Annotated in this window: 20 protein-coding genes; 9 read left to right on the forward strand and 11 right to left on the reverse strand. The window is 67.3% G+C overall.

From position 1 onward, the window contains the following. Positions 1-161 precede the first annotated feature (161 nt). Positions 162-872, forward strand: a complete 711-nt coding sequence (locus tag ACSYHF_RS15795) for a glutathione S-transferase (RefSeq protein WP_197599050.1) — start codon at positions 162-164, stop codon at positions 870-872. Positions 873-1,037: 165 nt separating this feature from the next. On the opposite strand, the gene ACSYHF_RS15800 is transcribed toward ACSYHF_RS15795, so the two are convergent. The 4 genes from ACSYHF_RS15800 to ACSYHF_RS15815 all read right to left on the reverse strand — a co-directional run bounded on the left by ACSYHF_RS15800 (position 1,038) and on the right by ACSYHF_RS15815 (position 6,616). Continuing rightward, positions 1,038-2,648 (reverse strand): hypothetical protein, encoded by a 1,611-nt coding sequence (locus ACSYHF_RS15800; protein WP_005418574.1) that lies wholly within the window; start codon positions 2,646-2,648, stop codon positions 1,038-1,040. A 746-nt stretch (positions 2,649-3,394) separates the two neighbouring features. Continuing rightward, the gene (locus ACSYHF_RS15805) at positions 3,395-5,113 is read right to left on the reverse strand and encodes a thiamine pyrophosphate-dependent enzyme (protein ID WP_005418578.1); all 1,719 of its coding nucleotides are present in this window, start codon (positions 5,111-5,113) and stop codon (positions 3,395-3,397) included. A gap of 126 nt (positions 5,114-5,239) precedes the next feature. Beyond that, positions 5,240-6,097 (reverse strand): XAC2610-related protein, encoded by an 858-nt coding sequence (locus ACSYHF_RS15810; RefSeq protein ID WP_447575790.1) that lies wholly within the window; start codon positions 6,095-6,097, stop codon positions 5,240-5,242. Positions 6,098-6,133: 36 nt separating this feature from the next. After that, complete coding sequence (locus tag ACSYHF_RS15815; RefSeq protein ID WP_021202058.1) at positions 6,134-6,616, reverse strand: DUF3574 domain-containing protein; 483 nt, start codon at positions 6,614-6,616, stop codon at positions 6,134-6,136. A gap of 214 nt (positions 6,617-6,830) precedes the next feature. Between ACSYHF_RS15815 and ACSYHF_RS15820 the strand changes: the two genes are divergently transcribed. The 4 genes from ACSYHF_RS15820 (at position 6,831) to otsA (ending at position 13,374) form a co-directional block, all read left to right on the forward strand. Beyond that, the gene (locus tag ACSYHF_RS15820) at positions 6,831-9,266 is read left to right on the forward strand and encodes a TonB-dependent receptor plug domain-containing protein (protein WP_197599136.1); all 2,436 of its coding nucleotides are present in this window, start codon (positions 6,831-6,833) and stop codon (positions 9,264-9,266) included. A gap of 165 nt (positions 9,267-9,431) precedes the next feature. Then, positions 9,432-10,190, forward strand: a complete 759-nt coding sequence (gene otsB, locus ACSYHF_RS15825) for a trehalose-phosphatase (protein ID WP_053499173.1) — start codon at positions 9,432-9,434, stop codon at positions 10,188-10,190. Between the two features lie 41 nt (positions 10,191-10,231). After that, positions 10,232-12,013 carry a glycoside hydrolase family 15 protein gene (locus ACSYHF_RS15830; RefSeq protein ID WP_053499222.1) on the forward strand — a complete coding sequence of 594 codons (1,782 nt, stop codon included), beginning with the start codon at positions 10,232-10,234 and terminating at the stop codon, positions 12,011-12,013. Next, positions 12,010-13,374, forward strand: coding sequence for an alpha,alpha-trehalose-phosphate synthase (UDP-forming) (otsA, locus tag ACSYHF_RS15835; RefSeq protein WP_065178921.1), 1,365 nt, complete (start codon positions 12,010-12,012; stop codon positions 13,372-13,374). The genes ACSYHF_RS15830 and otsA overlap by 4 nt, the downstream gene beginning before the upstream one ends. A gap of 71 nt (positions 13,375-13,445) precedes the next feature. On the opposite strand, the gene ACSYHF_RS15840 is transcribed toward otsA, so the two are convergent. The 4 genes from ACSYHF_RS15840 to rluD are packed head-to-tail and all read right to left on the reverse strand — an operon-like array spanning position 13,446 to position 16,144. Next, positions 13,446-13,883: a thiol-disulfide oxidoreductase DCC family protein gene (locus ACSYHF_RS15840; RefSeq protein WP_005418590.1), complete on the reverse strand. Its 438-nt coding sequence runs from the start codon at positions 13,881-13,883 to the stop codon at positions 13,446-13,448. Beyond that, complete coding sequence (locus tag ACSYHF_RS15845; RefSeq protein WP_188239674.1) at positions 13,858-14,364, reverse strand: DUF4166 domain-containing protein; 507 nt, start codon at positions 14,362-14,364, stop codon at positions 13,858-13,860. The genes ACSYHF_RS15840 and ACSYHF_RS15845 overlap by 26 nt, the downstream gene beginning before the upstream one ends. 20 nt (positions 14,365-14,384) lie before the next feature. Then, positions 14,385-15,155: a peptidoglycan editing factor PgeF gene (gene pgeF / locus ACSYHF_RS15850; protein WP_111126800.1), complete on the reverse strand. Its 771-nt coding sequence runs from the start codon at positions 15,153-15,155 to the stop codon at positions 14,385-14,387. Next, positions 15,155-16,144, reverse strand: coding sequence for a 23S rRNA pseudouridine(1911/1915/1917) synthase RluD (rluD, locus tag ACSYHF_RS15855; RefSeq protein WP_083297626.1), 990 nt, complete (start codon positions 16,142-16,144; stop codon positions 15,155-15,157). Before rluD ends, pgeF begins: the two co-directional genes overlap by 1 nt. Positions 16,145-16,257: 113 nt before the next feature. Here rluD and ACSYHF_RS15860 point away from each other — a divergent pair, with 113 nt between their 5' ends. Together ACSYHF_RS15860 and ACSYHF_RS15865 are read left to right on the forward strand one after the other, a co-directional pair. Beyond that, positions 16,258-17,145 (forward strand): outer membrane protein assembly factor BamD, encoded by an 888-nt coding sequence (locus ACSYHF_RS15860; RefSeq protein ID WP_032960726.1) that lies wholly within the window; start codon positions 16,258-16,260, stop codon positions 17,143-17,145. A gap of 199 nt (positions 17,146-17,344) precedes the next feature. Beyond that, positions 17,345-18,550, forward strand: a complete 1,206-nt coding sequence (locus ACSYHF_RS15865; protein ID WP_447575791.1) for a lipase family protein — start codon at positions 17,345-17,347, stop codon at positions 18,548-18,550. 114 nt (positions 18,551-18,664) lie between these two features. Here the strand turns inward: ACSYHF_RS15865 and ACSYHF_RS15870 are convergent, their stop codons facing one another. From ACSYHF_RS15870 to sucC, 3 genes are all read right to left on the reverse strand, one after another. Continuing rightward, positions 18,665-20,299: an NAD+ synthase gene (locus tag ACSYHF_RS15870; protein ID WP_069139321.1), complete on the reverse strand. Its 1,635-nt coding sequence runs from the start codon at positions 20,297-20,299 to the stop codon at positions 18,665-18,667. A gap of 180 nt (positions 20,300-20,479) precedes the next feature. Continuing rightward, positions 20,480-21,355 carry a succinate--CoA ligase subunit alpha gene (gene sucD / locus ACSYHF_RS15875; RefSeq protein WP_005418610.1) on the reverse strand — a complete coding sequence of 292 codons (876 nt, stop codon included), beginning with the start codon at positions 21,353-21,355 and terminating at the stop codon, positions 20,480-20,482. A gap of 24 nt (positions 21,356-21,379) precedes the next feature. Beyond that, on the reverse strand, positions 21,380-22,549 hold the full coding sequence (gene sucC, locus ACSYHF_RS15880; RefSeq protein WP_005418614.1) for an ADP-forming succinate--CoA ligase subunit beta: 1,170 nt from the start codon (positions 22,547-22,549) through the stop codon (positions 21,380-21,382). A 408-nt stretch (positions 22,550-22,957) separates the two neighbouring features. Between sucC and ACSYHF_RS15885 the strand changes: the two genes are divergently transcribed. Together ACSYHF_RS15885 and ACSYHF_RS15890 are read left to right on the forward strand one after the other, a co-directional pair. Then, positions 22,958-24,571 carry a sensor histidine kinase gene (locus tag ACSYHF_RS15885; RefSeq protein WP_061480577.1) on the forward strand — a complete coding sequence of 538 codons (1,614 nt, stop codon included), beginning with the start codon at positions 22,958-22,960 and terminating at the stop codon, positions 24,569-24,571. Between the two features lie 60 nt (positions 24,572-24,631). Continuing rightward, positions 24,632-26,005, forward strand: coding sequence for a sigma-54-dependent transcriptional regulator (locus tag ACSYHF_RS15890; RefSeq protein ID WP_447575792.1), 1,374 nt, complete (start codon positions 24,632-24,634; stop codon positions 26,003-26,005). Positions 26,006-26,047: the final 42 nt, after the last annotated feature.

Here is a 26,047-nt window from a genome sequence, read left to right on the forward strand (position 1 = left end):
ACCTCGTTTCACACGCATGGACAAGGTGTGACCCCACCGGTTCCAGCCGGTTCCCTGCCTGTTCCGCTGCCGTTCGGCTTCGGCCCACGCCAAAGCCGCGCTCACGCCTGCTTTGCGTGCCGCGCGCGAGGCTGTGGGTCTTGTCCTGCGGAGACACTGCCATGCAATATGCGCTGTACTACTGGACCGGTATCCAGGGCCGTGGCGAGTTCGTGCGCCTGGCGCTGGAAGATGCCGGCGCCGACTACATCGACATGGCGCGGGTGCACGGTGATGCGGTGATGCAACCGTTTCTCGACGGCAGCAGTGACGGGGCACAGCCCTTCGCGCCGCCGTTCCTGAGGGCCGGTCGCCAGGTCATTGCGCAGGTCGCCGCCATCCTGGACTTCCTCGGCCCGACGCTGGATCTGGTGCCGCAGGCCGCATCGCGGCGGATGCAGGCGTTGCAACTGCAGTTGACCATCGCTGACCTGGTGGCCGAGGTGCATGACACTCACCATCCGATCGCCGCATCGAAGTATTACGAAGAGCAGAAGACCGAGGCCAAGGCACGGGCCGCGTCACTGCGCCGCGAGCGCCTGCCCAAGTTCCTCGGCTATTTCGAGCAGGTGCTGGCCGCCAACGGTGGCCGCCATGCACTGCGCGAGCATTCCTATGTGGATCTGTCGCTGTTCCAGCTGCTGAGTGGTCTGGACTACATGTTCCCGCGCCGCATGCAGGCACTGGCGCCCGCCGTGCCCCTGCTGCGCGCGCTGCAGGAGCGGGTGGCGAAGCGGCCGAACATCGCCGCCTACCTGGGCTCGGAACGGCGGCTGGCATTCAACACCAATGGCATCTTCCGCCATTACCCGGAGCTGGACGCCGAGCGGTAGTGCCGGCCGCTGGCCGGCAGAGCGCGCTGTAAGCATTCGCCGCCTGCAACACGCCCCTGTAGAGCCGAGCCATGCTCGGCTCAGAGCAGCCGAGCGCAGGCTCGCCTCTACAGAGCACCAGAAGTGGAAGAAGCGGTAGCGCCGGACCATGCCCGGCGTCACCGGTCAATGATCGGTGCGATCACCCAGCGGCTTCACCGGCTGCTTCTGCAGCGACAGCAAGCCCAGCAGCACCGCCAGGGCCACGTAGGCACCGGCAAACTGCAAACTGATGATGCGCGCCAATCCTTCCAGCTCCCACGGCAGGTAGATGCCGCCGCGCGGATCCACCGAGTGGATCAGCCCGAACAGGGTCAGCACCGCCGCCACCAGCAGGAAGCCGCAGGCACGGCGCAGGCGGCCATCGACCATCGCCGCCACCGCCGAAATCCACAGCATCGAGGTGATGATGAAGCCGTTGCCGAGGGTGAAGATCACCGCCAGCTCCGGCAGGCCGTGGCCGTCGAGCTTGGTCAGCAGCTGGGGCAGCTGATCCGGTGTGATCCAGCCGGGTGCCTTGATCGCCAGCAGGTAGGCCACCGACGGCAGGAAACCGAACACCATCGCGCCGGTATGGTGGCGCGGCGTGGCCTGGAAGGCCTGGGTGGTGATGTCGATGGCCACGTACACGATGATCGGTGCCAGCACCGCCAGCGGCAGCCACTGCACCAGCCCGGAGATGATGCCAAGCATGCCGCCGATGCCGACGAACAGGCCAGTCAGCAGCGTATAGCCGCTGCGCGCGCCCATGTGCTTGTACGCAGGCTGGCCGATGTACGGCGTGGTCTGCGCCACGCCGCCACAGACGCCTGCCACCAGCGTAGCCACCGCTTCCACCAGCAGGATGTCGCGGGTGCGGTAGTCATCGCCGGCCGCACGCGCGCTTTCAGAAACATTGATGCCGCCGACCACCATCAGCAGGCCGAACGGCAGCAGCAGCGGCAGGTAGGTCATCGCGGTGGGCAGGCCGTCGAGGAAGCCCAGTGTCGGCAGCGGCAGCACCACCTGCGGCGGCACCCACTCCGGTACATGGAAGCCGGGGGCGCCCAGCCCGGCCAGGCCCAGGCCGTAGTACAGCGCGGTGCCGAACACGAAGGCCAGCAGCACGCCCGGGCCTCGCACCGGCAGCTTGCCCTTGGCGATCAGCACATACAGCAGCAGGCCCAGCGTGGTGAAGCCGACCAGCGGCGAGCGCAGCGTCTCCAGCAGCGGCAACAGGCCCATCAGCACCAGCGCGATGCCGGCGATGGAACCCAGCAGCGCGGCACGCGGCAGCGCACGGGTGACTGCTTCACCGAAGAACGACAGCACGAACTTGAGCACGCCCATGATGACCAGCGCCGCCATGCCCAGCTGCCAGGTGGCGATGCCCGCCGCGTGCGGGTCCATGCCCTGCTGCTTGAACGCGATGAAGGCCGGGCCAAGCACCAGCAGGGCCATGCCGATGCTGGTGGGGGCATCCAGGCCGAGCGGCATGGCGGTGACGTCGTCACGGCCGCTGCGCGCGGCCAGCCGGCGTGCCATCAGGGTGTACAGCAGGTTGCCTATCAGCACGCCGAAGGCCGTGCCGGGGAACATGCGGCCGAACACCACGTCGGCGGGGAACTGGAAGATCCCGACCAGGGCCATGGCGATGAAGCCGAGGATGGAAAGGTTGTCGACGACCAGGCCGAAGAAGCCGTTGAAGTCGCCGGCGACGAACCAGCGACGCGGTGCGGCGGAAGCGGGAGCGGACATGGAAGGGGCGGTGGGGGTGGGGACCGCCGATGGTAGGCCCAGCGGCGCCTGGGCGCCAATTCCGTCGTGGAATGATGGGTTCCAGCCAACGGCGGGGCCCCTCGTGGCTGGGCGCGGGTAGAGCCGACTGTTAGTCGACTGGCATTGCCAGTTGGGCCGGTCGGGATGGGCTGCGCAGGACACGCCGTAAACCCATCCCTGGGGGCTCGATGGCGCCATCCATGGCGCCAACGGTCCTGCGCAGCCCATCCCGACCGGCCTCCCACAGTTTCCTGCGCGTACCAGCCACGGAAGAGAATCAAAAGATCAAAAGCAAAGGCAGGCTCTCGTTGTAGCGCCGAGCGCATGCTCGGCTGCTGTACGCGAAGCTTCTGAGCCGAGCACGGTTCGGCTCCACAAGAACAATTCGATCATTTCCACGCTATCCACGCATGGCGTGGATCTACCGGCAGATCGCGATGATCTGTCTAAGCCGGGGTGGGTCCGGTTGCGGGGGCGTGAGCCGCATGGATGCGGCGACCGAGCTTACATGGGTGAGGGCGCTTTGCTTGCGAAGCATTGCTTCGCAAGCGCCCGAACGCACAGCCGCCAGCGGCTGGGCCGGGCCCCGGAGGGGGACTTGCAGCGCCCCCCGCAACCGGACCCACCCCGCCATCCCACGGATACCCAGCTGTTGCTGTTGCTGTTGCTGTTGCTTCGACCTTCGCCTCTGCAGGTGCAGGGCGCAGCCCTGCATCGACCACCCCCTACTTCTTCAGGAAGTTGTCCACCAGCAGATGCTTCACGTCATCGAAGCGGCCGTTCAATACCGCCTTGGCGGCATACAGCGCCGTGCCGGCGACCTGCTTGGCCTCGATCTGTGGTGGCATCACCAGCTCGGCGCGGCTGGTGTGCACATCCAGCAATGCCGGGCCGCGCTGCGACAGGAAATCCTGCACCGCTTCCTCCAGATCCTCGCTGCGGGTGACCGTGCGGCCATGGAAGCCGATTACTTCGGCCAGTCGGCCGAAGTCCGGGTTCTTCAGGTCGGTGTAGTTATCCAGAAGGCCTTCCACCTTCTGCTCCAGCTCGACGAAGTTCAGCGAGCCGTTGTTGAACACCACCACCTTGATCGGCAGATTCTCCTGTACCGCGGTCAACAGGTCGCCCAGCAGCATTGCCAGGCCACCATCGCCGGACAGCGAGATCACCTGCCGGCCGGGGAAGGCCTTCTGCAGTCCCAGCGCCTGCGGCATCGCGTTGGCCATCGTGCCGTGCAGCAGGCTGGTCAGCGTGCGGCGGCGGCCGTTCACGCGGATATGGCGCAGCACCCACACCATCGGCGAGCCGCCGTCGGCGGTGAACAGTGCATCCTCGGTAGCGTGCTTCGAGAGCAGCGCGGTCAGGTGCTGCGGATGGATCAATTCGCCTTCGCCCGGCTGCTCTTCCTGTTCGCGCTTCTTCAGCGCCTTGTCGCGATGCTCGATGCACTCGTCCAGGAAACTGCCGTCCTCGCGCGGCGGCAGCATCGGCAGCAATGCATCCAGCGTCGGTGCGATATCGCCGACCACGCCGAGGTTCACCGGGTGGCGGCGGCCAAGGTGGCTGCCATCGCGGTCGACCTGGATGATGGTGGCCTTGTCCGGGTAGAACTGGCCCCAGGCGAAGTCGGCGCCGAGCAGCAGCAGCGTGTCGCACTCCATCAGCGTGTGGAAGCCGGACTCGATGCCGAAGATGCCGGTCATGCCCATGTTGTACGGGTTGTCCGGTTCGACGAAATCCTTCGCGCGCGAGGTATGCGCGATCGGGGCCTGCAAGCGCCGTGCCAGCTCCAGCAGCTGCGCGTGCGCGCCCTGGCAACCGGCACCGGCGTAGATGCCGATGCGCTTGCCCTGCCCCAGCAGCTCGGCGATGCGCTGCAGCTCGGCGTCGGAGGGGCGCAGTACCGGCTGGGTGTAATGCACCGAGAACGGCACGTCGTGCTTCACCTCGGCCTGGCTGATATCGGCCGGCAGGATCACCACCGCCACGCCACGGCGGCTGATCGCGGCCTGGCAGGCCAGGGCCACCACGCGTCGCGCCTGCTCCGGGCTGTGCACCTGCTCGCAGAACACCGTGCAGCTGCCATAGACCGCCTTGAAATCCACTTCCTGCGGGAATTCCATGCCCAGCTCGCTGGTCACCACCTGGCTGGCGATCAGCACCATCGGCGCACGGTTGCGGTTGCTCTCGAACACGCCGTTGATGAAGTGCAGGCCACCGGGACCACAGGAACCCGCGCAGGCGGTCAACTCGCCGCTCACCAGCGAATCGGCGCCGGCAGCGAATGCGGCCACTTCTTCATGGCGCACGTGCACCCAGGCGATCTCGCTGCCATGCATCGCATCGGTCACATGGTTGAGCGTATCGCCCACGATGCCGTAGCAACGGCGGACACCGGCCTGCTGCAGGGCGTCCACCACGATTTCGGCTACGCGCTTGCTCATCGGATACATCCTCGAACGGGGGAACCCCCGAGGCTAGACCCGATGAAGTGATGCCTCCGCAAAAAAAGGGGACGGAGGGAATTAAGTCGCTTGTGCCACAAACGACTTAATTCCCTCCGTCCCCTTTTACTCGTTGACGTTGATCCAGCCCAGCACGTCGCCGTGATTCGGGCTGCGATAGCGCAGCTTCACCCAGCCGTTCTGTTCATCCTGCAATTCCACGCGATCGCCCTGCACCAGGTAACGCTTGGTGCTGGACGCACCAGGCCGGTCGAACAGGAACAGCCGCGCGGGTACCACGGTGGCCTGCTGGCCGCGCAACGGTCCATCCGGCGGTGCGCCCAGGCCATCGGCAATGGCACTTTCCAGCACACGGCCAGCGGGATCATAGGTGCGCCAGACGGCCAGCGGACCCTGCTCGTCGGCCTGCTCCCACTGCAGCGCGGCGTTTACCGTATCGCCCAGCATCAGCACGCTCTCGGCGCGGTACAGATAGAGTGTCGCGCCTGCAAAGCGATACTGGTCGGTGTACCACATCGGGCCGCTGCGGCAGCTGCTGGTCAGGGTGCGGCTCACGTGGTCGACCATCAGGCCCATCAGCTCGCCGCAGCTCTCCCTGCCGTGGGTTGCAGCCCGCAGCGCGCGGAACCCGGCACTGGCGGGATCGAACCGGTACACCGCCACCGCTTCGTTGACCATGCCCACCGAGGCGCGTGCGACCAGTTCCGGGTAGCCATCGAAATCGACGTCCTCCAGACCCCAGCGCGAATTGCCGTCGGCATCCGCCGCGCCGGCCAGCGTCTGCCGCTTGCCCGACGGTGACAGCTGCACGGCAATGCTGCCGTCCTCCAGGGGATCGGCCTGTGCCTGCACGTGCGCGGCCACCTGGAAGCGCAAGGTTTCGCCGTCGTCCCCACCGGCGTGCGCCGTCGGTGCCAGCGTGCCGGCCAACACCAGGCCCAGCAGGCATTCCCTGTAGTTCATCATTGCTCCCTGCGGCACCGCAGCGGCACCTTCAACTCAGAACGATACCTCGACCGGCTGCCGCGACCACAGCACCGACTGATGCCTGGTCTGCTGCTTCCACGCCAGGCGGATCGCTTCGATATCGGCGCGGCGCTGCGGGGTGTCCTCATGCAGCACCACCAGCACCTTGGTGCGCAGGCGGTTGGGCGCGGCATCGCCGCGGAACAGCCACTGGCCATAGGCATCGAACACGGTCAGGCCATCCGGGAAGCGCGGGGTCACTTCCTTGTCCAGGAAGGTGCGCCACTGCGCGTCGCTGATGGTGTCGGCCTGCGGGCGGTTGCCGGCGCCCTGCTCCTCGCCCACGCCGAAGTACAGCTCGCTGCGCACCCAGCCGTGCGCGGAAGACGGGCGCGCGGCGTCGCCCTTCAGTTCGGCGGTAGTGGCCGTGGCATAGGCGCTGGGCGCCTGCGATGAGAGGCTGGCGCAGCCGCTGGTGGCCAACAGCACGGCGAAGACGAGGCCAAGGTGTTTCATCGGTACAGCTCCGGGGAAGGGGGACAAGGCGAGCCGGCAGCGTACAGCGCCACCGGCCCGGCGTGCTGATGCCAACCGGGCATCAGCTCATGCCGGACCGGCAGGGGCTTGCATCCGCACCGGTCATCACGCGAAGATAATATATCGCTTCATCCGGATGGATGTAAGTGAAACTATCTCCCCTTCCCCCGTCGTCGTTGTTGCTGGAGCCCCCATGTCCGCCCGCCTGCCCGCGTCGCCGCTCGGCCTCGCCATCGCCCTCGCGCTTTCCTCCGCCGCCGCCCCGGCCCTGGCCCAGGACGCCACCAACCTGGATACGGTGATCGTCACCGGCACCCGTGCCGCCGACCGCACCGTGCTCGAATCCACCTCGCCGGTGGATGTGCTCACCGCCGAGGACATCCGCAAGGCGGGCGTGGTCAACGGTGAGCTGGGCAGCGCGCTGCAGGCGCTGCTGCCGTCGTTCAACTTCCCGCGCCAGTCCAACTCCGGTGGCGCCGACCATGTGCGCGCCGCGCAGTTGCGTGGCCTGTCGCCGGACCAGGTGCTGGTGCTGGTCAACGGCAAGCGCCGCCACCACACCGCGCTGGTCAACACCGACAGCAAGATCGGCAAGGGCACCACCCCGGTCGATTTCAATTCGATTCCGGTCAGCGCGATCAAGCGCATTGAAGTGCTGCGCGATGGCGCCGGGGCACTGTACGGCTCGGACGCCGTGGCCGGCGTGATCAACGTGATCCTCGACAACGGCGGTGACGGCGGCGAGATCGAGGCGAGCTACGGTGCCAACCACACCGACCTCAAGCCGATCGGCCGCACCCTCACCGACGGCCAGACCGGCAACCTCAGCGCCAAGGTCGGCACTTCGCTGGGCGAAGACGGCGGCTTCCTGCGCGTCGGCCTGGAATACAAGCACCGCAACGGCACCAATCGCGCCGGCTTCGACCAGATTCCGCCATGGGACCAGACCCCGGGCAACCTGGCGCTGCAGGGCAAGCGCAACTATGTGCTGGGCGATGGCAAGAGCAAGGACATCAACCTGTGGCTGAACACCGAGATCCCGGTGGGCCAGACCTCGACGTTCTACGCGTTCGGTACCTTCAACCAGCGGGATACCGAAGGCGCGAACTACTTCCGCTATCCCGATGGCGATGCCAACTGGAAGCAGGTCTATCCGAACGGCTACCGGCCGATCTCCGAAGGTGAGAACCGCGACGTGCAGGCCGTGGCCGGCGTGCGCGGGCAGTGGGGCGAATGGAGCTACGACGGCAGCCTGGATTACGGCCAGAACGACTTCACCTACCGCCTGCGTGATTCGCTCAACGCCTCGCTGGGCCCGACCAGCCCGACCCGCTTCAAGACCGCCGATTACGAGTACGCACAGACCGTGGGCAACCTCGACCTGAGCCGCGTGTTCACCCAGAGCGAGAGCATCAGCCACACCCTGGGCCTGGGTGTGGAAGCGCGCCACGAGCGCTACCAGACCCGCCCCGGTGACCCGGCCAGCTACGCGGCCGGCCCGTTCACCGACCGCCCGACCGGTTCGCAGGCCGGTGGCGGCCTGACCCCGCAGGATGCAGCCACCCTGTCGCGTGATGTGGCCAGCGCCTATGCCAGCCTGTCCAGCCAGTTCGGCGAAAAGTTCTCCACCGATCTGGCCGCGCGCTACGAGCACAACGACGACTTCGGCGGCGAACTGACCGGCAAGCTCGGCCTGCGCTATGAGTTCACCCCGGCGTTCGCGCTGCGCGGCGCGATCTCCAACAACTTCCGCGCGCCGTCGCTGGCACAGATCGGCTACGAGTCCACCTCCACCGGCTACAACGCAGGTGGCCAGCTGGTGCAGGGCCGCCTGCTGTCAGTCAACAATCCGATCGCACGCGGCCTGGGGGCGCAGAACCTGAAACCAGAGAAATCGCTGAACACCTCGCTCGGTTTCACCAGCCGCATCGGCGAGCATTTCGACCTTTCGCTGGACTTCTTCCAGATCGACATCGATGACCGCATTGCACTGTCGGAGAGCATCACCGGCGATGCACTGACCGACTACGTGGCCGCCAACTACGGCGTCAGCGGCCTGCAGAGCGCCAGCTTCTTCGTCAACGCCGCCGACACCCGCACCCGTGGCGCCGAGCTGGTGAGCAACTGGCGCCAGTCGCTGGGCGATGGCCAGCTGCTGCTGACCGGCACCTATGCGTATACCAAGACCACGCTGAAGAACGTGCTGGCCACCCCGGCCCAGCTGCGCGCGCTGAATCCGGACTACGTGCTGTTCGGCATCGAAGAGACCAACACGCTGACCGACGCCACGCCGCGCACGCGTGGTAGTTTCTCGGCCGCATGGAGCAACGACCACTGGTCGCTGAGCACACGCGTGAACCGCTATGGCAGCGCCACCCGCGTGTTCAACTTCGGTGACGGCTACATCCCGCGCCAGACCTACCAGGCCGAGTGGCAGCTGGATGCGGAAGTCGAATACCGCATCACCCCGCAGTGGAGCGTGGCTCTCGGCGGGCAGAACCTGACCGACAACTATCCGGATCGATCCAACAGCGATATCCACTACTTCGGCAACCTGCCGTACGACGTGCTGTCGCCGATCGGCAGCAACGGTGCGTACTACTACGGCCGCGTCCGCTATACGTTCTGATTGCATTGGACCAATCACTCCCGGTGGGTGCGGACCGTTGGTCCGCCCTGCCTGGGTTCAATGCAGGCTGACCCTTTGTGCCGACCAACGGTCGGCACCCACCGAAGCAAGGCCGTAGCCTGCCCTCGACCCCACGTACACGCCCACGCTGGCAAGCTGGGCGTCATGGCTGAACCGCTCCCCCTGCGTCCGCCGCCGCCATTGCTGGATGACGCCTGCGCGTTGTTCCTTGATGTCGACGGCACCCTGATCGAATTCGCTGCACGCCCGGATGCCGTGCAGCTGCTGCCGGATGTGCGCGAAGCCATCGGCCGCATCAGCGACCGCCTGGAAGGTGCCGTGGCACTGATCAGTGGTCGCCCGCTCGAACAGCTGGATCAACTGTTCGCTCCGCTGCAACTGCCTGCTGCTGGCCTGCATGGCCATGAACTGCGTGGGCAGGATGGTCGCGTACTGCGCGACGAACACGATGACGACACCGCCGAATGGCTGCACGCACTGCACCAGCAGGCGATGCGCTTCGCCCACGGCCATCCCGGCGTGCTGGTGGAAGACAAGGGTGTCGGCCTGGCCCTGCACTGGCGCGGCGCGCCGCATGCAGCCAGGGACGTCCGCGCCTTCGCCGACCGCCACGTGCGGGGCCGTGCCAGCTACCGCCTGCAACCCGGCGACCATGTAGTCGAATTCGTGCCCGTCGGCACCGACAAGGGCCGTGCGGTGCTTCGGATGATGCAGTACCTGCCCTTCCGCGGTCGCCTGCCGGTGTTCCTCGGCGATGACCTGACCGATGAGTTCGGTTTCGATGCCGCCAACGGCCAGCATGGCTGGAGCGTGCTGGTGGGTGAACGTGAACCCAGCGCGGCGGTGTTCGCGCTGCCCGACATACGCAGCGTGCACGCCTGGCTGCGTGAGAATGCCTATTGACCCGGCCAACCCCCACGGCCGCAACCGAGATGTACCGCGTGATGACCCAACCCGATCTTGATCTGGGCGTGGTCGGCAACGGCAGCTTCGGCGCCCTGGTCGACAAACGTGCCCGCGTTGTCTGGAGCTGCCTGCCCACCTTCGACGGCGACCCTACCTTCTGCGCGCTGCTCGGCCCCAACCAGCAGACCGGTGGCGACTTCGCCATCGAGCTGGAAGACTTCGCCAGCAGCGAGCAGGAATACCTGACCAACACGGCGATCCTGCGCACCGTGCTGCGCGACATGCACGGCGGCGAACTGGAAATCCTCGACTTCGCCCCACGCTGGCGCCAGAACGACCGTTTCTACCGCCCGGTCAGCCTGATCCGCCAGGTGCGTCCGCTGGCTGGCAGCCCGCGCATCACCGTACGCGCACGCCCGCTGGCGGACTGGGGCGCGCGCGTTCCGGAATCCACCTGGGGCAGCAACCATGTGCGCTGGGTGCTGCCCGAACACGTGCTGCGGCTGACCACCGACGTGCCGGTGCGCTTCGTGCGCGATGGCCTGCCGTTCGTGCTCAACCATCCCATCCACCTGATCCTGGGCGTGGATGAATCGCTCAACCGTTCGATCAGCGGCTATGTGCAGGAGGCCTTCCAGCGTACCCGCGATTACTGGCGCGAATGGGTGCGCTACCTGTCCATTCCCCTGGAATGGCAGGACGCGGTGATCCGCAGTGCGATCACGCTGAAGCTGTGCCAGTACGAGGACAGCGGCGCGATCATCGCGGCGATGACCACCTCCATTCCTGAAGCCCCCGGCAGCGTGCGCAACTGGGACTACCGCTACTGCTGGCTGCGTGATGCGGCGTTCGTGGTGCGGGCGCTGAACCGCCTCGGCGCCACGCGCACGATGGAACAGTTCCTCGGCTACATCTTCAACCTGGCCACCACCGACGGCACGCTGCAGCCGCTGTATGGCATCGGCTTCGAAGCCAAGCTGGACGAAGATGAGGTCCCCAGCCTGTCCGGCTACCGCGGCATGGGCCCGGTACGGCGGGGCAATCTGGCCTGGGTGCAGCGCCAGCACGATGTCTACGGCAGCGTCGTGCTGGCGTCCACGCAGCTGTTCTTCGACCGGCGCCTGCAGGACCCGGGTGATGCGCACACCTTCGCCCGCCTCGAACCCCTCGGCGAGCAGGCCTTCGCCCTGCACGACGTACCCGATGCCGGCCTGTGGGAGTTCCGCGGCCGCACCGAGGTACACACCTACACCAGCGCGATGTGCTGGGCCGCCTGCGACCGCCTGTGCAAGATCGCCGTACGGCTGAAGCGCGATGACCGCGCCCACTACTGGCGCACACGTGCCGACACCATCCACGCGCGCATCATGGCCGAATCGTGGAGCGAAGAGCTGGGCCACTTCACCGATACCTTCGGTGGCCATCGCCTGGACGCCTCGCTGCTGCTGCTGGCCGACATCGGCTTCATCGACGCGATGGACGCCCGCTTCATCGCCACCGTCGAAGCCATCGGCCGTGACCTCAAGCATGGCAATTCGCTGTACCGCTATGTCGCTCCGGATGACTTCGGTGAGCCGGAAACCAGCTTCACCATCTGCACGTTCTGGTACATCGATGCACTGGCGGCGATCGGGCGCCTGGACGAGGCGCGCGAGATGTTCGAACTGCTGCTGAAGCAGCGCAACCACCTGGGCCTGCTGTCGGAGGATCTGGCCTTCGACACCGGCGAGGCCTGGGGTAACTTCCCGCAGACCTATTCGCATGTCGGCCTGATCACCGCCGCGATGCGCCTGTCGCGGTCCTGGCAGGAGGCATCGTGAGTCGTCTGGTCGTGGTATCAAATCGTGTGGCCGTGCCCGGCGAGAACCGCGCAGGCGGCCTGGCGGTCGGCCTGCTGGCCGCCCTGAAGGAGCGCGGCGGGCTGTGGTTCGGCTGGAGCGGCAAGACCGTGAAGGAAGGCAGCGGCACGCTGCACCGGCAGAAGGACGGTGACATCGACTACGTCACCATGGACCTGAGCAAGCGCGAGGTCGATGGCTACTACAATGGTTTCGCCAACCGCACGCTGTGGCCATTGCTGCACTTCCGGCTGGACCTGGTCGACTACGACCGCGGCACCCGCGAGACCTACCACAAGGTCAATGCGCTGTTCGCCGACAAGCTCGCGCCATTGCTGCGCGAGGACGACATCGTCTGGATCCACGACTACCACCTGATCCCGCTCGGCGCACTGCTGCGCGAGCGCGGCATCGGCTGCCGCATCGGCTTCTTCCTGCACATTCCGATGCCGTCGGCCGACCTGCTGCAGGCCATGCCCGACCACCTGCGGTTGTTCTCCGCGCTGTACGCCTACGACCTGGTCGGCTTCCAGACCCAGCGCGATGCCGATCGCTTCCAGACGTACCTGCGCCTGTTCGGTGGTGGCCGCGTGCTCGACAACGGTGAGCTGGAAGCACCCGGTGGGCGCCGATTCCGCGCGGCGGCCTTCCCCATCGGCATCGACACCGACCTGATCGCACGCCAGGCCGGCACCGCCGCGACCAAGGCCGCAGTGAAGAACCTGCGCAGCAGCCTGCGGGACCGCCAGCTGGCGATCGGCGTGGATCGCCTGGATTACTCCAAGGGCCTGCCCGAACGCTTCCTCGGCTTCGAACGCTACCTGCAGCGTCACCCCGACCAGCGCGGCTCGCTCACCTACCTGCAGATTGCGCCGGTCTCGCGCGGCGATGTCACCGAGTACCGGCAGCTGCGCAGCCAACTGGAACAGATCGCCGGCCACATCAACGGTGGCCACGCCGAGCCGGACTGGACGCCACTGCGCTACGTCAACCAGAACTTCACCCATGCCACGCTCACCGGCTTCTACCGAGCGGCGGCGGTCGGCCTGGTCACGCCGCTGCGCGATGGCATGAACCTGGTGGCCAAGGAATACGTGGCCTCGCAGGACCCGGAGGATCCCGGCGTGCTGGTGCTGTCACTGCTGGCCGGCGCCGCCGACGAATTGAAGCAGGCACTGCTGGTGAACCCGCACGACCTCGACGGCGTGGCCGATGCGATCGCCACCGCAGCGACGATGTCACTGAGCAGGCGCAAGGAACGCTGGCACGCGATGATGGAACATCTGCGCACCTACGACATCAACCACTGGCGCCGCAGCTACCTCGACGCGCTGGAAGGCTGAAGAAAAAAGGGGACGGAGGGGATTAAGTCGTTTATGCACAAACGACTTAATCCCCTCCGTCCCCTTTTTCGTCAATCCAGGAACCGCGCGGCCTGTTCCGGTGCGGGTAGATGGCAGGTGTCATGCCGACCGAACCAGCGGTAGCGGTTGCGTGCCAGCGCGCGATACGCCGCATCACGCCAGCCGCGCGGCACGAGCCGCAGCACGCCGGCCAGGCGCCAGGCGCCGCCCAGCCCCGCAAGTACGCGCAGGATCGCATCGGTGTCGGTCCAGGCACCCTGTGCATCCAGCAGCAGGAACGACATCGGGTCCTGCGGATCCAGCCCGTGCGCGCGCAGCATCGCGCTGCCCTTCTGCCCCTGCATCGCTGCAAAGCGGTAGCGCCCCCTGCGGTCGAAACGCAGCAGGAACCGAACCCAGCGATTGCACAGTGCGCACACGCCATCGAACACGACCACCGCGCTGCCAGCCTCGGCGGCAGCGTCACTGCGGTTCGAGCCAACCTTCATAGCGGATCAGGGCTCCGGCCCAGGGCAGCGTCACATCGACCAGGAAAGTGTAGCGCTCGCCCTGCCAGGCTTCACGGCAGCGCACACCGCCGAACCAACGCGTCGGCAGCGGCAGCAGCCCGAACGCCCAGACCCGACGCACCGACCAGTCGATACCACCGTCGCGGGCCTGCAGCGCGAACTCGAAGCGCACCGCGCCCAGTTGCTCGCGCAGATACCCTTCGTGCGCCCACAGCCGCGACACCATTGACCAGCGGCCGAACCGCCGCGCCCACTGCTCGCCCTGCCGGTAGCGGTTGAACGCCACCTCGGTGGGCAGCGCGTCACCGTCCTGTGGCAACCGCGCCAACGCAGCCAGCAGCGGCACCAGCCAGTGCCGCCCCCTCACGATACGCGCCCGCCCCACGTAGCGGCAGGGCAACGGCGCGGCATGCAGCGCCTGCACCGGTCCTGCCAGGGTGGCAAAGGCCGGCCCCAGCACACGCGCGAACAGCGGCGCAGTCAGGGCGCGATCCAGGCCAGGGTCGCCATGCGCCCGGTGCGACGATCGCGCCGATGCGAATACAGGTCCGGGTCGGCCATCGTCGACACCGTGCCACCATACACCTGTGCCGGGTCCATCCCCGCAGACTGCAGGCGCTGCCGCGCCAGCGCGAACAGGTCCACCTTCCAGTGTCCGGGACGGGTCGCGACGAACGCCCGCTCAGCAGCGGGATCATGGCCGACGAAGGCGTGATAGACCTCCTCGCCGATCTCATAGTCGGACGGCCCGGCGGCCGGGCCCAACCAGGCCCGCAGCTGCGCCGGCGACGTCTGCATGGCGGCCACCGTGGCCTCCAGCATGCCGTCGGCCAGCCCCCGCCAGCCGGCATGGGCCGCGCCCACCTCGCTGCCGTCTGCGGCGGCGAACACCACCGGCAGGCAGTCGGCGGTCAGGATCGCCAGCACCACGCCCGGCACCGAGGTTACCGCCGCGTCGGCCACCGGCTCGCTCGCGCCGGGCGCCGGCGGTGCATCGAAGCGCAGCACGGTGCTGCTGTGCACCTGGCGCAGCCAGTGCGGTGCCGACGGCAGCGCCAGCCCCTGCTGCAGCAGCTGGCGGTTGTGCTCAACGTTGGCTGGGGTATCACCATCGGCCGCGTGCCGGTTGCCCAGGTTGAACTGCGCGAACGGCGCCGGCGAGATGCCCGCACCGTGCCGGCGCGTGGTCAGCGCATGGACGCCTGCGGGCGCCGGCCAGTCGGCCTGCAGCAACGGCAGCGCGGCCGCCATCACCAGCGGTCCCGCTCGCGGGCGGCGAAGGCTTCGCTGTCTTCGCGCAGCACCTTCATCAGGTGCAGCATGTCCTCCGGCACCGGCGCGGTGTTGCGCACCGGTTCACCGGTGATCGGGTGCATGAACTCCAGGGTCTCGGCGTGCAGGGCCTGGCGCTTGAAGCCGCGCAGCGCGGCCACCAGCTCGTCGCTGGCGCCCTTGGGCAGCTTCAGCGCGCCGCCATACAGCGGGTCGCCGATGATCGGATGGCGCACGTGCGCCATGTGCACGCGGATCTGGTGGGTACGGCCGGTTTCCAGGCGGCACTCCAGCGCGGTGTGTGCCCGGAAGCGCTCGCGCAGGCGGTAGTGGGTCACCGCCTCCTTGCCGTCCTCACGCACCGCCATCTTCAGGCGGTCGCGCGGGTGGCGGTCGATCGGGGCATCGGCTGTACCACCGGCCACCAACGCGCCCATCACGATGGCCAGGTACTGACGGTGCACGTCACGTGCCGCCAGCTGCTCGACCAGCGCGGTCTGCGCTTCCAGGGTCTTGGCCACCACCATCACGCCGCTGGTGTCCTTGTCCAGGCGGTGCACGATGCCGGCGCGCGGCAGCACCGCCACCGACGGATCGCGGAACAGCAGCGCGTTGACCAGGGTGCCGCTGTGGTTGCCGGCACCCGGATGGACCACCAGGCCGACCGGCTTGTTGATCACCAGCAGGTGCTCGTCCTCGAACAGCACGTCCAGCGGGATGTCCTCCGGCTGGGCATCGGTCTGGGTTTCCAGCACCGCGTTGAGGGTCACCACCTCGCCGCCGCGCAGCGGATCGCGCGGGCGCACCTGGGCACCGTCCAGCAGGACCTCCCCGGCCTTGATCCACTCGGTCAACCGCGAGCGCGAGTATTCGGGGAACAGTTCGGCCACGACCGCGTCGAAACGGCGGCCGGCGGCGGTGTCGGGGACGATGGCCTGGCGGGCCGATTCAGAGGGTTGTTCAGACATGGCAGGGGGCATTCTTTGAAATTTTGGGGTCCCGGCGGCCGGTTTCAGTCGCTGGACAGGACACTAGGCTATCATCGACCCTTCGTATTCCAGCCGCGTCCCGCCTCGACCCCATGATCCGACGCTCCGCCATGCTCTCCGCGCCCGTCCGCCTCACCGCCCTGCTGCTGGTGCTGGTCATCGCCGCAACCGGCTGCCATCGCGGCGCCAAGAAGGGTGATCGCCCCGATGAAGGCGTGCCGGTCGAACAGCTGTACGAGAAAAGCCACAAGCTGATGCAGGGCGGCAACTGGAGCGGCGCCGAAGCCAGCTTCCGCCGTCTGGTGGCCCAGTATCCGTACGGTCCGTACACCGAGCAGGCGATGATCGAAACCGCCTACGCCCAGTACAAGGCCGGCAAGCACGATGACGCGGTGTCCAGCATCGACCGCTTCATCCGTACCTACCCGACCCACCGCAACATTGCCTATCTGTACTATCTGCGCGGCCTGGCCAACTCCAACCGCAGTACGGTTTTCCTGCGGCGCGTATGGTCGCTGGATGCCAGCCGCCGCGACCTGTCCACGCCGCACCAGGCGTACTCGGACTTCAACATCGTGGTTGATCGTTACCCGAACAGCCGCTACGCCGCCGATGCGCGCCAGCGCATGCTGGAGCTGCGTGACGTGTTCGCCCAGCACGAGCTGGACAACGCGCTGTACTACATGCGCCGCGGCGCCTGGGTGTCAGCCGTGGGCCGCGCCAACTACCTGCTGGAAACCTACCCGCAGAGCGCCTTCCAGTACGACGCCGTGGCCGTGCTGGCCGATTCCTACACCCACCTGGGCAACAAGACCCTGGCCGACGACGCCCGCCGCGTCCTGCAGCTGAACCAGCCGGACCACCCGTGGCTGGAAGGCAAGTGGCCGAAGTACCCGTGGATGATCCGCAAGCTGAACCCGTTCGCCGGCGAGAAGTCCGCCAGCACCGGCCAGCGCAACGCGCGACTGGAAAAGAAGTAAGCGAGGGCCCCGAAAGGGGCCCTTCTTCTTTGTAGAGTCAAGCCATGCTCGACTGCTTTCCTCGTCCGCCTCCCCGCGCCGGGGCCGGCACCTAGGAATGCTACGAATCCACGGCGGATGCGACGCCGGTCGCAGCCTGCCCGGGCACGGCCATCCACACTGCAGCGCCACGGCCACACCGGCCATCACGGAGCGCCCCATGGCCCGTCTGCCCTGCTGCAGTATCCGCCCTCTGTCCTGCCTCCTCGCCATCGCGCTGCTGGCGCTGACCTCGGCGCCGCCGGCCGCCGCACAGGACGCAGCGGGCGAACTGCTGTCCGCAGCCCCCTATCGCGCCACCTGGGTGCCGTCCCAGGCCGCCCAGGCCTACAAACTGCACTACCGCACCCCTGACCACCGCGGGCAGCTGGCCGAAGGCACCGGCCTGCTGTACCTGCCCGCCGGCACGCCGCCCCTCGGCGGTTGGCCGGTGGTGTCGTGGGCGCATGGCACCCAGGGCATTGCGGATCGTTGTGCGCCCTCGGTCTCCGGCCCCTACCAACCCGAACGCGACGGGCGCTTTCTCGATCGGTTCCTGGCACAGGGCTATGCAGTGGTCGCCGCGGATTACCAGGGCCTCGGAAGCTCAGGCGACCATGCCTATCTGCATGTGCGCACTGCCGCGCGCAACGCCATCGACATGATCAAGGCCAGCCGCCAGTACCTCGGCAACGGGACGCTGTCGCCGCGCTGGGTCTCGGTCGGCCATTCGCAGGGTGGTGCCGCCGCGCTCACGGCAGGCCACATCGCCCCCACCTATGGCGGACCGTCGCTGCAGTACCGCGGCAGCTTCACCACCGGCACGCCCACCGCAGTCGAACTGACCGCGCTGGTGATGAAGCCGGACAACCGCACCGCCAATCCGGGCGCGCTCAACGCGTATCACGCGTATCTGCTCGATGGCCTGCTGCAGGTCGCCCCGCAGATCGACCGCGTCCTCAGCGATGAAGGCCGCGCGCGGGTGGCGGTGGCACGCGAGCAGTGCCTGGGCGAACTGGCCACCACGCTGGACGGCACCGACACCGGCAGCATGTTCACTGAGCCGCTGGCCAGCGTGCCGGGCATCTGGGCGGTGCTGTACGACTATCTCGGCGTACCGCGCCGCGGCTTCAGCCAACCGCTGATGTTGGGCCATGGCAGCCAGGACCGCGATGTGCCCTACCTGACCACCCTGCTGTACGCCGCTGGGCTGGCCCTGCGAGGCGAGCCGGTCGCGTTCCGGCGCTACCCCGTCGACCACCGGGGCACGCTGGACGCAGCGGCGGCCGATGGCCTGCGGTTCGTACGTGCGCGACTGGGGGACGATCCCTTCAACGACGCTGCGGAAACCGCCGGTCTCGAACAGTTGCTCGACGGAGTCCGGTAGATCCACGCCAAGCGTGGATGATCTTCGACCATCGTGCGGACCAAGCTCCGCACCCACCGGGGAGGGGCCAACGGGTTGTCGGCCAGCGGCCGGCACGACCCGCCAAGCGCTGCCTCAGCCCTTGTAGCCGTTACTGATCGGGTAGCGCCGCTCGCGGCCGAACGCGCGGCGCGAGACCTTCGGCCCCGGCGCGGCCTGGTGCCGCTTCCACTCGCTGATGCGCACCAGGCGCAGCACGCGGTCGACCACGGCTGCGTCGTAGCCGGCGGCCACGATCTCGCCGCGCGACTGCTCCTGGTCGATGTAGCGGTAGAGGATGCCGTCCAGCACGTCATAGGCCGGCAACGAGTCCTGGTCCAGCTGGTTCTCGCGCAGCTCGGCCGACGGCGGGCGACTGATCACCGCCGGCGGGATCACCGGTGCGCCGCCCACGGTATTGCGCCACTTGGACAGGCCGAACACTTCGGTCTTGTACAGGTCCTTCAGTGGCGCATAGCCACCGCACATGTCGCCGTAGATGGTGGCGTAGCCGACCGCGTACTCGCTCTTGTTGCCGGTGGTCAGCAGCAGGCCACCGAACTTGTTGGCCAGCGCCATCAGGATCACGCCGCGGCTGCGCGACTGCAGGTTCTCTTCGGTCACGTCCGGCGCGGTGCCTTCGAACATCGGCGCCAGCGATTCCATCAGGCCCTTGAACGCCGGCTCGATCGACACAGCCTCAAGCTTCACCCCCAGCGCCCGGCACTGCTCGGCGGCCAGGTCGTTGGACAGGCCGGCGGTGTAGCGCGAGGGCAGGCGCACGGCGGTCACGTTCTCCGCGCCCATCGCATCCACGGCCAATGCCAGCACCAGGGCCGAGTCGATGCCACCGGAAAGGCCCAGCCACACCTTCCTGAAGCCGTTCTTGCGGCAATAGTCCTGGATGCCACGGGTCACCGCGCGCCAGGCCAGCGCGTCCATGCTCTCGTCGCCGTCGTCCATCCACACATGCGGCATGAAGCGACGGGTCTCACCGTCATACTCCACCACCAGCCACTGGTCGACGAAGGCAGCAGCGGCCGGGTGCACCGTGCCATCACCATCCGCCACCACCGAAGCACCGTCGAACACCAGCGCATCCTGGCCGCCCACCACGTTGAGGTAAGCGATGGCCACCCCGCTCTCGCGGGTACGCGCGGCCAGCACGGCGTCGCGCTGCGCGTGCTTGCCACGCTCGTAGGGCGAAGCATTCGGCACCACCACCAGCTGCGCACCCGCGCGCGTGGTGTCGGCCAGCGGCTCGGCGAACCACAGGTCCTCGCAGATCAGCAGGCCGACCGGAATGCCATTGACCTCGAACACGCAGCTGCCACCATCCGGATCGACGTCGAAGTAGCGGCGCTCGTCGAAGACCGCGTAGTTGGGCAGTTCGCGCTTGCGGTAGGTCTGCTCGACCAGGCCGTCACGCAGTACGCTGGCAGCGTTGTAGACCACCGCGCCAGCCGCCTGCGGCCAGCCGACCACGGCGGTGATGCCACGGCAGGCGGTGGCGATGCGGGTCATCGCCTGCTCGCACTCGTACAGGAAACCCGGGCGCAGCAGCAGGTCCTCCGGCGGGTAGCCGCTCACCGCCAGCTCGGGGAACATCACCAGCTCGGCGCCGTACTCATCGCGCGCCTGGCCGATCATCTCGATGATGCGCTCGGTGTTGCCGGCGACGTCGCCGACTGGGAAGTCGAACTGCGCCATCGCGATGCGGATCGAAGCCATGGGAATCCAGCCTGTGGTTGCAATGCTTCCATTGTAACGCCGGGGTCAGATCCCTTTTGCATGGCAAAAGGGGTCTGACCGCATGCCAGACGCAGAAAGGCCGCCCAAAGGCGGCCCTTCTGTTTCAGGCAGCCGGCCAGCGGCCGGCTCTACAGCGTCGTCTGCGCGAGGCAGTCGATCTTATTTCACCAGCTTGGCGATGGCGGCGCCCAGGTCGCCCGGCGAACGGACGGTGACCACGCCAGCCGCTTCCATCGCGGCGAACTTGCCTTCCGCGGTGCCCTTGCCGCCCGAGGCGATCGCGCCCGCGTGACCCATGCGCTTGCCGGCCGGAGCCGACGCACCGGCGATGAAACCGACGACCGGCTTCTTCACGTGGTTCTTGATGTACTCGGCGCCGGCTTCTTCGGCGTCACCGCCGATCTCGCCGACCATGATGATGCCTTCGGTCTGCGGGTCTTCGTTGAACAGCTTCAGGCAGTCGACGAAGTTCAGGCCGTTGATCGGGTCACCGCCGATGCCGATGCAGGTGGACTGGCCCAGGCCGACTTCGGTGGTCTGCTTGACCGCTTCATAGGTCAGGGTGCCCGAACGCGACACGATGCCGATCTTGCCCGGCTTGTGGATGTGGCCCGGCATGATGCCGATCTTGCACTCGCCCGGGGTGATGACGCCCGGGCAGTTCGGCCCGATCAGCACGGTGTCCGGGTAGGAACGGGTCAGCACGTTCTTCACGCGCAGCATGTCCAGCACCGGGATGCCTTCGGTGATGCAGACGATGACCTTGATGCCGGCAGCCGCAGCTTCCAGGATCGCGTCGGCCGCGAACGGCGGCGGCACGTAGATGACCGAAGCGTTGGCGCCGGTGCTCTGCACGGCGTCGGCAACGGTGTTGAAGACCGGCAGGTCGATGTGGGTGGTGCCACCCTTGCCCGGGGTCACGCCGCCAACAACCTGGGTGCCGTACTCGATCATCTGAGTGGCGTGGAAGGTGCCCTGCTGGCCGGTGAAGCCCTGCACGATCACCTTGGTGTTCTTGTTAATCAAAACAGACATGGGAATTTCCTTCGGTGTCGTGGATCAGGCGGCGTTCTTGACCGCTTCAACGACCTTCTTGGCGCCGTCGTTGATGTTGTCAGCCGGGATGATGGCCATGCCGCTGTCACGCAGCAGCTGCTTGCCCTCTTCCACGTTGGTGCCTTCCAGGCGCACCACGACCGGAACCTTGACGCCCACTTCCTTCACGGCGGCGATGATGCCTTCGGCAATCATGTCGCAGCGGACGATGCCGCCGAAGATGTTGACGAAGATGCCTTCAACCTTGTCCGAGGACAGGATCAGCTTGAACGCTTCGATGACGCGCTGCTTGTTCGCACCGCCGCCCACGTCCAGGAAGTTCGCCGGCTCGCCGCCGTTGAGCTTGATGACGTCCATGGTGGCCATGGCCAGGCCGGCACCGTTCACCATGCAGCCGATGTTGCCGTCCATGGTGACGTAGTTGATGTCCAGCTCCGAAGCGGTCACTTCGGTTTCATCTTCCTGGGACTTGTCGCGCATCGCGACCAGTTCCTTGTGGCGGAAGTTGGCGTTGTCGTCGCTGTTGAACTTGCCGTCCAGCGCGTACAGGTTGCCATCGTCCAGGATCGCCAGCGGGTTGATCTCAACCAGCGCCAGGTCCTTCTCGTTGAAGATGCGGTACAGGTTCACCATGATGTTGGCGAACTGGCCGGCCTGCTTGGCGGTCAGGCCCATCTTGAAGCCGATGTCACGGCCGTGGTAACCCTGCACGCCCTCGACGAAGTCCACGTTCAGGGTGTGGATCTTGTCCGGGGTCTCGGCAGCGACCTGCTCGATTTCCATGCCGCCTTCGGAAGAGGCGATGTAGCTGATGGTGCGGGTGCCGCGATCCACCAGGACCGACAGGTACAGCTCCTTGACGATCTCACCGGCGGTGGTCACCAGCACCAGGTTGATCGGCAGCTCGACGCCGGCGGTCTGGTAGGTGGCCATCTTGGTGCCGAGCATCTTGGCCGCTGCGGCCTTCACGTCGTCGACGGTCTTGCAGAACTTGACGCCGCCAGCCTTGCCGCGGCCGCCAGCGTGGATCTGCGCCTTGACCATCCAGGGGCCCTGGCCCAGCGACTGGGCGACTTCAACCGCCTCGTCCGGGGTCGCCGCGACCTTGCCGGCCGGGACCGGGATGCCGTATTCGGCAAGCAGTTGTTTTGCCTGGTATTCGTGGAAATTCATGCGTCACCGTGGGAATAGGAACGACCGCACGCAATTCCTCAGGGCCCCCTGGAAGAGGCACCGGCACGGACCGCGGCGGGCCCACTATTGTGGCCGAGCCGGCGCCGGGGCGCAAAGAAGTCTGTACAAAACGCCAGACCCGGCCAGATTTCCGCCGTCATTCAGGCAGTTGCGCCCGGGGGCCGGCTGGCCAGCGGTATCCACCCCAGGCCAAATGCGCGATCCGGGCCGCAGCGGCGGGCCCCTGCCGGGGGCCCTATACTGGTCAGCCAGGGTGTGTAGCGTCGGGGGTGCTCGACGGTTTTCCACCGCAGGCCACATCGAAGCGACGTACCGCCCGGCCTCAGGGGACGCCGGGCAGGCCCGCCGCAGATTCCAGACCCAGGCAGCCAGAAGGGGAGTTCCGGCGTGTCACCCAGTGCTTCATTGATCGACCGCATCGAATCGATTCCGCGGCGTGAGCTGTATTTCTTCGCGCTGTACCGGGTGCTGATCGCTTCGGTCATCGCCGCCCTGCTCTACAGCCCGCTGTCGGCCATGGTCGGCGAAGCCCACCACCCGCGGCTGGCCGACACCGTCGCCGCCATCTACCTGGTGCTGTCGCTGCTGGCGCTGGTGATCGGCCGCAACGAACGCTGGCTGCGCCCGATCGTGGTCAGCGGCGTGCTGGTGGACATCGTCGCCGCCACCCTGTTGTCGCATGCCCTGCCGGGTGCCAGCGCCGGCATCTCGATGTCGCTGCTGTTCAACATCGCCGCTGCCGCCACCCTGCTGCCGCTCAGCCTGGGGCTGGGCCTGGCACTGGCCGCCAGCCTCGCCACCGGCGTGGAATACACCTGGAAGCTGCTGGAAGGCGGCGATCCCACCCGTACCCTGGCCGAACTGGCCATGTTCGCCACCAGCTACCTGGCGCTGGCCTTCATCAGTTACCAGGTCGGCAGCCGCGCGCGTCGCAACCAGCAGCTGGCCAACCAGCGCGGCGACGAAGTAGCCAACCTGTTCCAGATCAACGAGCTGATCATCCGCCGCATGCGCACCGGCGTGCTGGTAGTCGACGCCGACAACCGTGTCACCCTGGCCAACGAGGCCGCCTCGATGCTGCTCGGTGACAGCGACGGCAGCGGCGAAAGCGGCCGCCTGGACCTGGCCAGCGCCGCCCCGGAACTGGCCCGTCGCCTGCAGCGCTGGCGCAACGGCTGGGCGCAGGACGAACTGCCGCTGCAGCTCAACCCCGACCAGCCCGAAGTGCAGCCCCGCTTTGCGCGCCTGCTGGCCGGCAGCGAGCTGGCCCTGGTGTTCCTGGACGACTCCAGCGTGGTCTCGCGCCGTGCCGAGTCGCTCACCCTGTCAGCAATGGGGCGCTTCTCGGCCAGCCTCGCCCACGAGATCCGCAACCCGCTGGCCGCGATCAACTACGCGGTGCAGCTGCTGGAAGAAGGCACCGGCTTCAACGAAAGCGACCGCCGCCTGCTGCAGATCATCCGCCAGCAGTGCCAGCGCACCAACGGCATCGTCGAAAGCGTGCTGGGCCTGGCCCGGCGCGAGCGCGCCACGCCCGAAAACGTCGACCTGGCCGCCTTCGTGCGCCGCTTCGTGCTGGAGTACAAGCAGGGGCAGACGCTGGAGACCGACAGCATCGAGCCGATCATCAACGACACCTCGGTGCTGGCCCAGGTCGACAGCAAGCACCTCTACCAGGTGCTGACCGTGCTGGTGCACAACGCGCTCAAATATGGCCGCATTGGCCAGCAGCCGGCGCGGGTGCGCCTGCGCGTGGCGCAGCACGAGCGCAGTGCGGTCATCGACGTGATGGATCGCGGCCCCGGTATTCCCGAGAGTGTCGCCGCACAGTTGTTCCGGCCGTTCTTCACCACGTCCGAGCATGGCACCGGGCTGGGCCTGTATATCGCCCGCGAGCTGTGCCGAGCCAACCAGGCGCGGCTGGACTACATCCCGGTTCCCGCTGGAGGCTCCTGCTTCCGCCTGGTGCTGCCCGGCCCGCATACGCTGTTGCCCACCTGATCTCGATTCTGTGCGTCAAACATTTGTCGCTTCCAGCCCCCTCGTTTATCTTTCACGCCCATGAACGAAACCCGCAGCGCCCTCGTCGTCGACGACGAACGCGACATCCGCGAACTGCTGGTCCTGACGCTCGGCCGCATGGGGCTGCGCATCAGTACCGCAGCCAACCTTGCCGAAGCGCGCGAACTGCTGGCCAGCAATCCGTACGACCTGTGCATCACCGACATGCGCCTGCCCGACGGCAATGGCATCGAGCTGGTCAGCGAGATCGCCCAGCACTACCCGCGCACGCCGGTGGCGATGATCACTGCCTTTGGCAGCATGGACCTGGCGGTGGAAGCGCTGAAGGCCGGCGCCTTCGACTTCGTCAGCAAGCCGGTGGACATCGCCGTGCTGCGTGGCCTGGTCAAGCACGCGCTGGAACTCAACAACACCGAGCGCCCCGTGCCCGGCCCCGCCGCCGAACAAGGGGCGCGCCTGCTCGGCGATTCGCCGGCCATGGACGTGCTGCGTACCACCATCGGCAAGGTCGCGCGCAGCCAGGCGCCGGTCTACATCCTCGGTGAATCCGGCGTGGGCAAGGAGCTGGTCGCGCGCACCATCCATGCCCAGGGTGCCCGCGCGGCCGGCCCGTTCGTGCCGGTCAACTGCGGCGCCATTCCCGGCGAGCTGATGGAGAGCGAATTCTTCGGCCACCGCAAGGGCAGCTTCAGCGGCGCCCACGCCGACAAGCCCGGGCTGTTCCAGGCCGCGCATGGCGGCACCCTGTTCCTGGACGAAGTGGCCGAGCTGCCACTGCAGATGCAGGTGAAGCTGCTGCGCGCGATCCAGGAAAAGTCGGTGCGTGCGGTCGGCGCCGCCACCGAGGAGCCGGTGGACGTGCGCATCCTCTCGGCCACCCACAAGGACCTGGCCGAGCTGGTCGAGGACGGCCGTTTCCGCCACGACCTCTACTACCGCATCAACGTGATTGAGCTGAGGGTGCCGCCGCTGCGCGAGCGTCGCCAGGACCTGCCGGAACTGGCCGCGTCGGTGCTGGCACGGCTGGCCCGCAGCCATGGCCGCCCGACGCCGTTGCTGGCGCCGTCGGCACTGGACGCACTGGCCCAGTACGCCTTCCCCGGCAACGTGCGTGAACTGGAGAACATCCTGGAGCGTGCACTGGCACTGGCCGAAGAAGACCGCATCGGCGCCGACGACCTGCGCCTGCCGCAACATGCCCCGCGCACGCCCGGCAGCGCAGCACATGCCGAAGCCGTGGCTGACCTGCAGCCCGGCAACGCCGCCCTGCCCTCGTACATCGAACAGCTCGAGCGCAGCGCCATCCAGCGCGCGCTGGAAGAAAACCGCTGGAACAAGACCCGCACCGCCGCGCAGCTGGGCATCACCTTCCGCGCGCTGCGCTACAAGCTGAAGAAGTTGGGCATGGAGTAAGGACAGGGCCCGACGCGGGCCCACCAACCTGGTAGTGCCGGC

The sequence above is a fragment of the Stenotrophomonas maltophilia group sp. P373 genome (genome assembly GCF_053295075.1).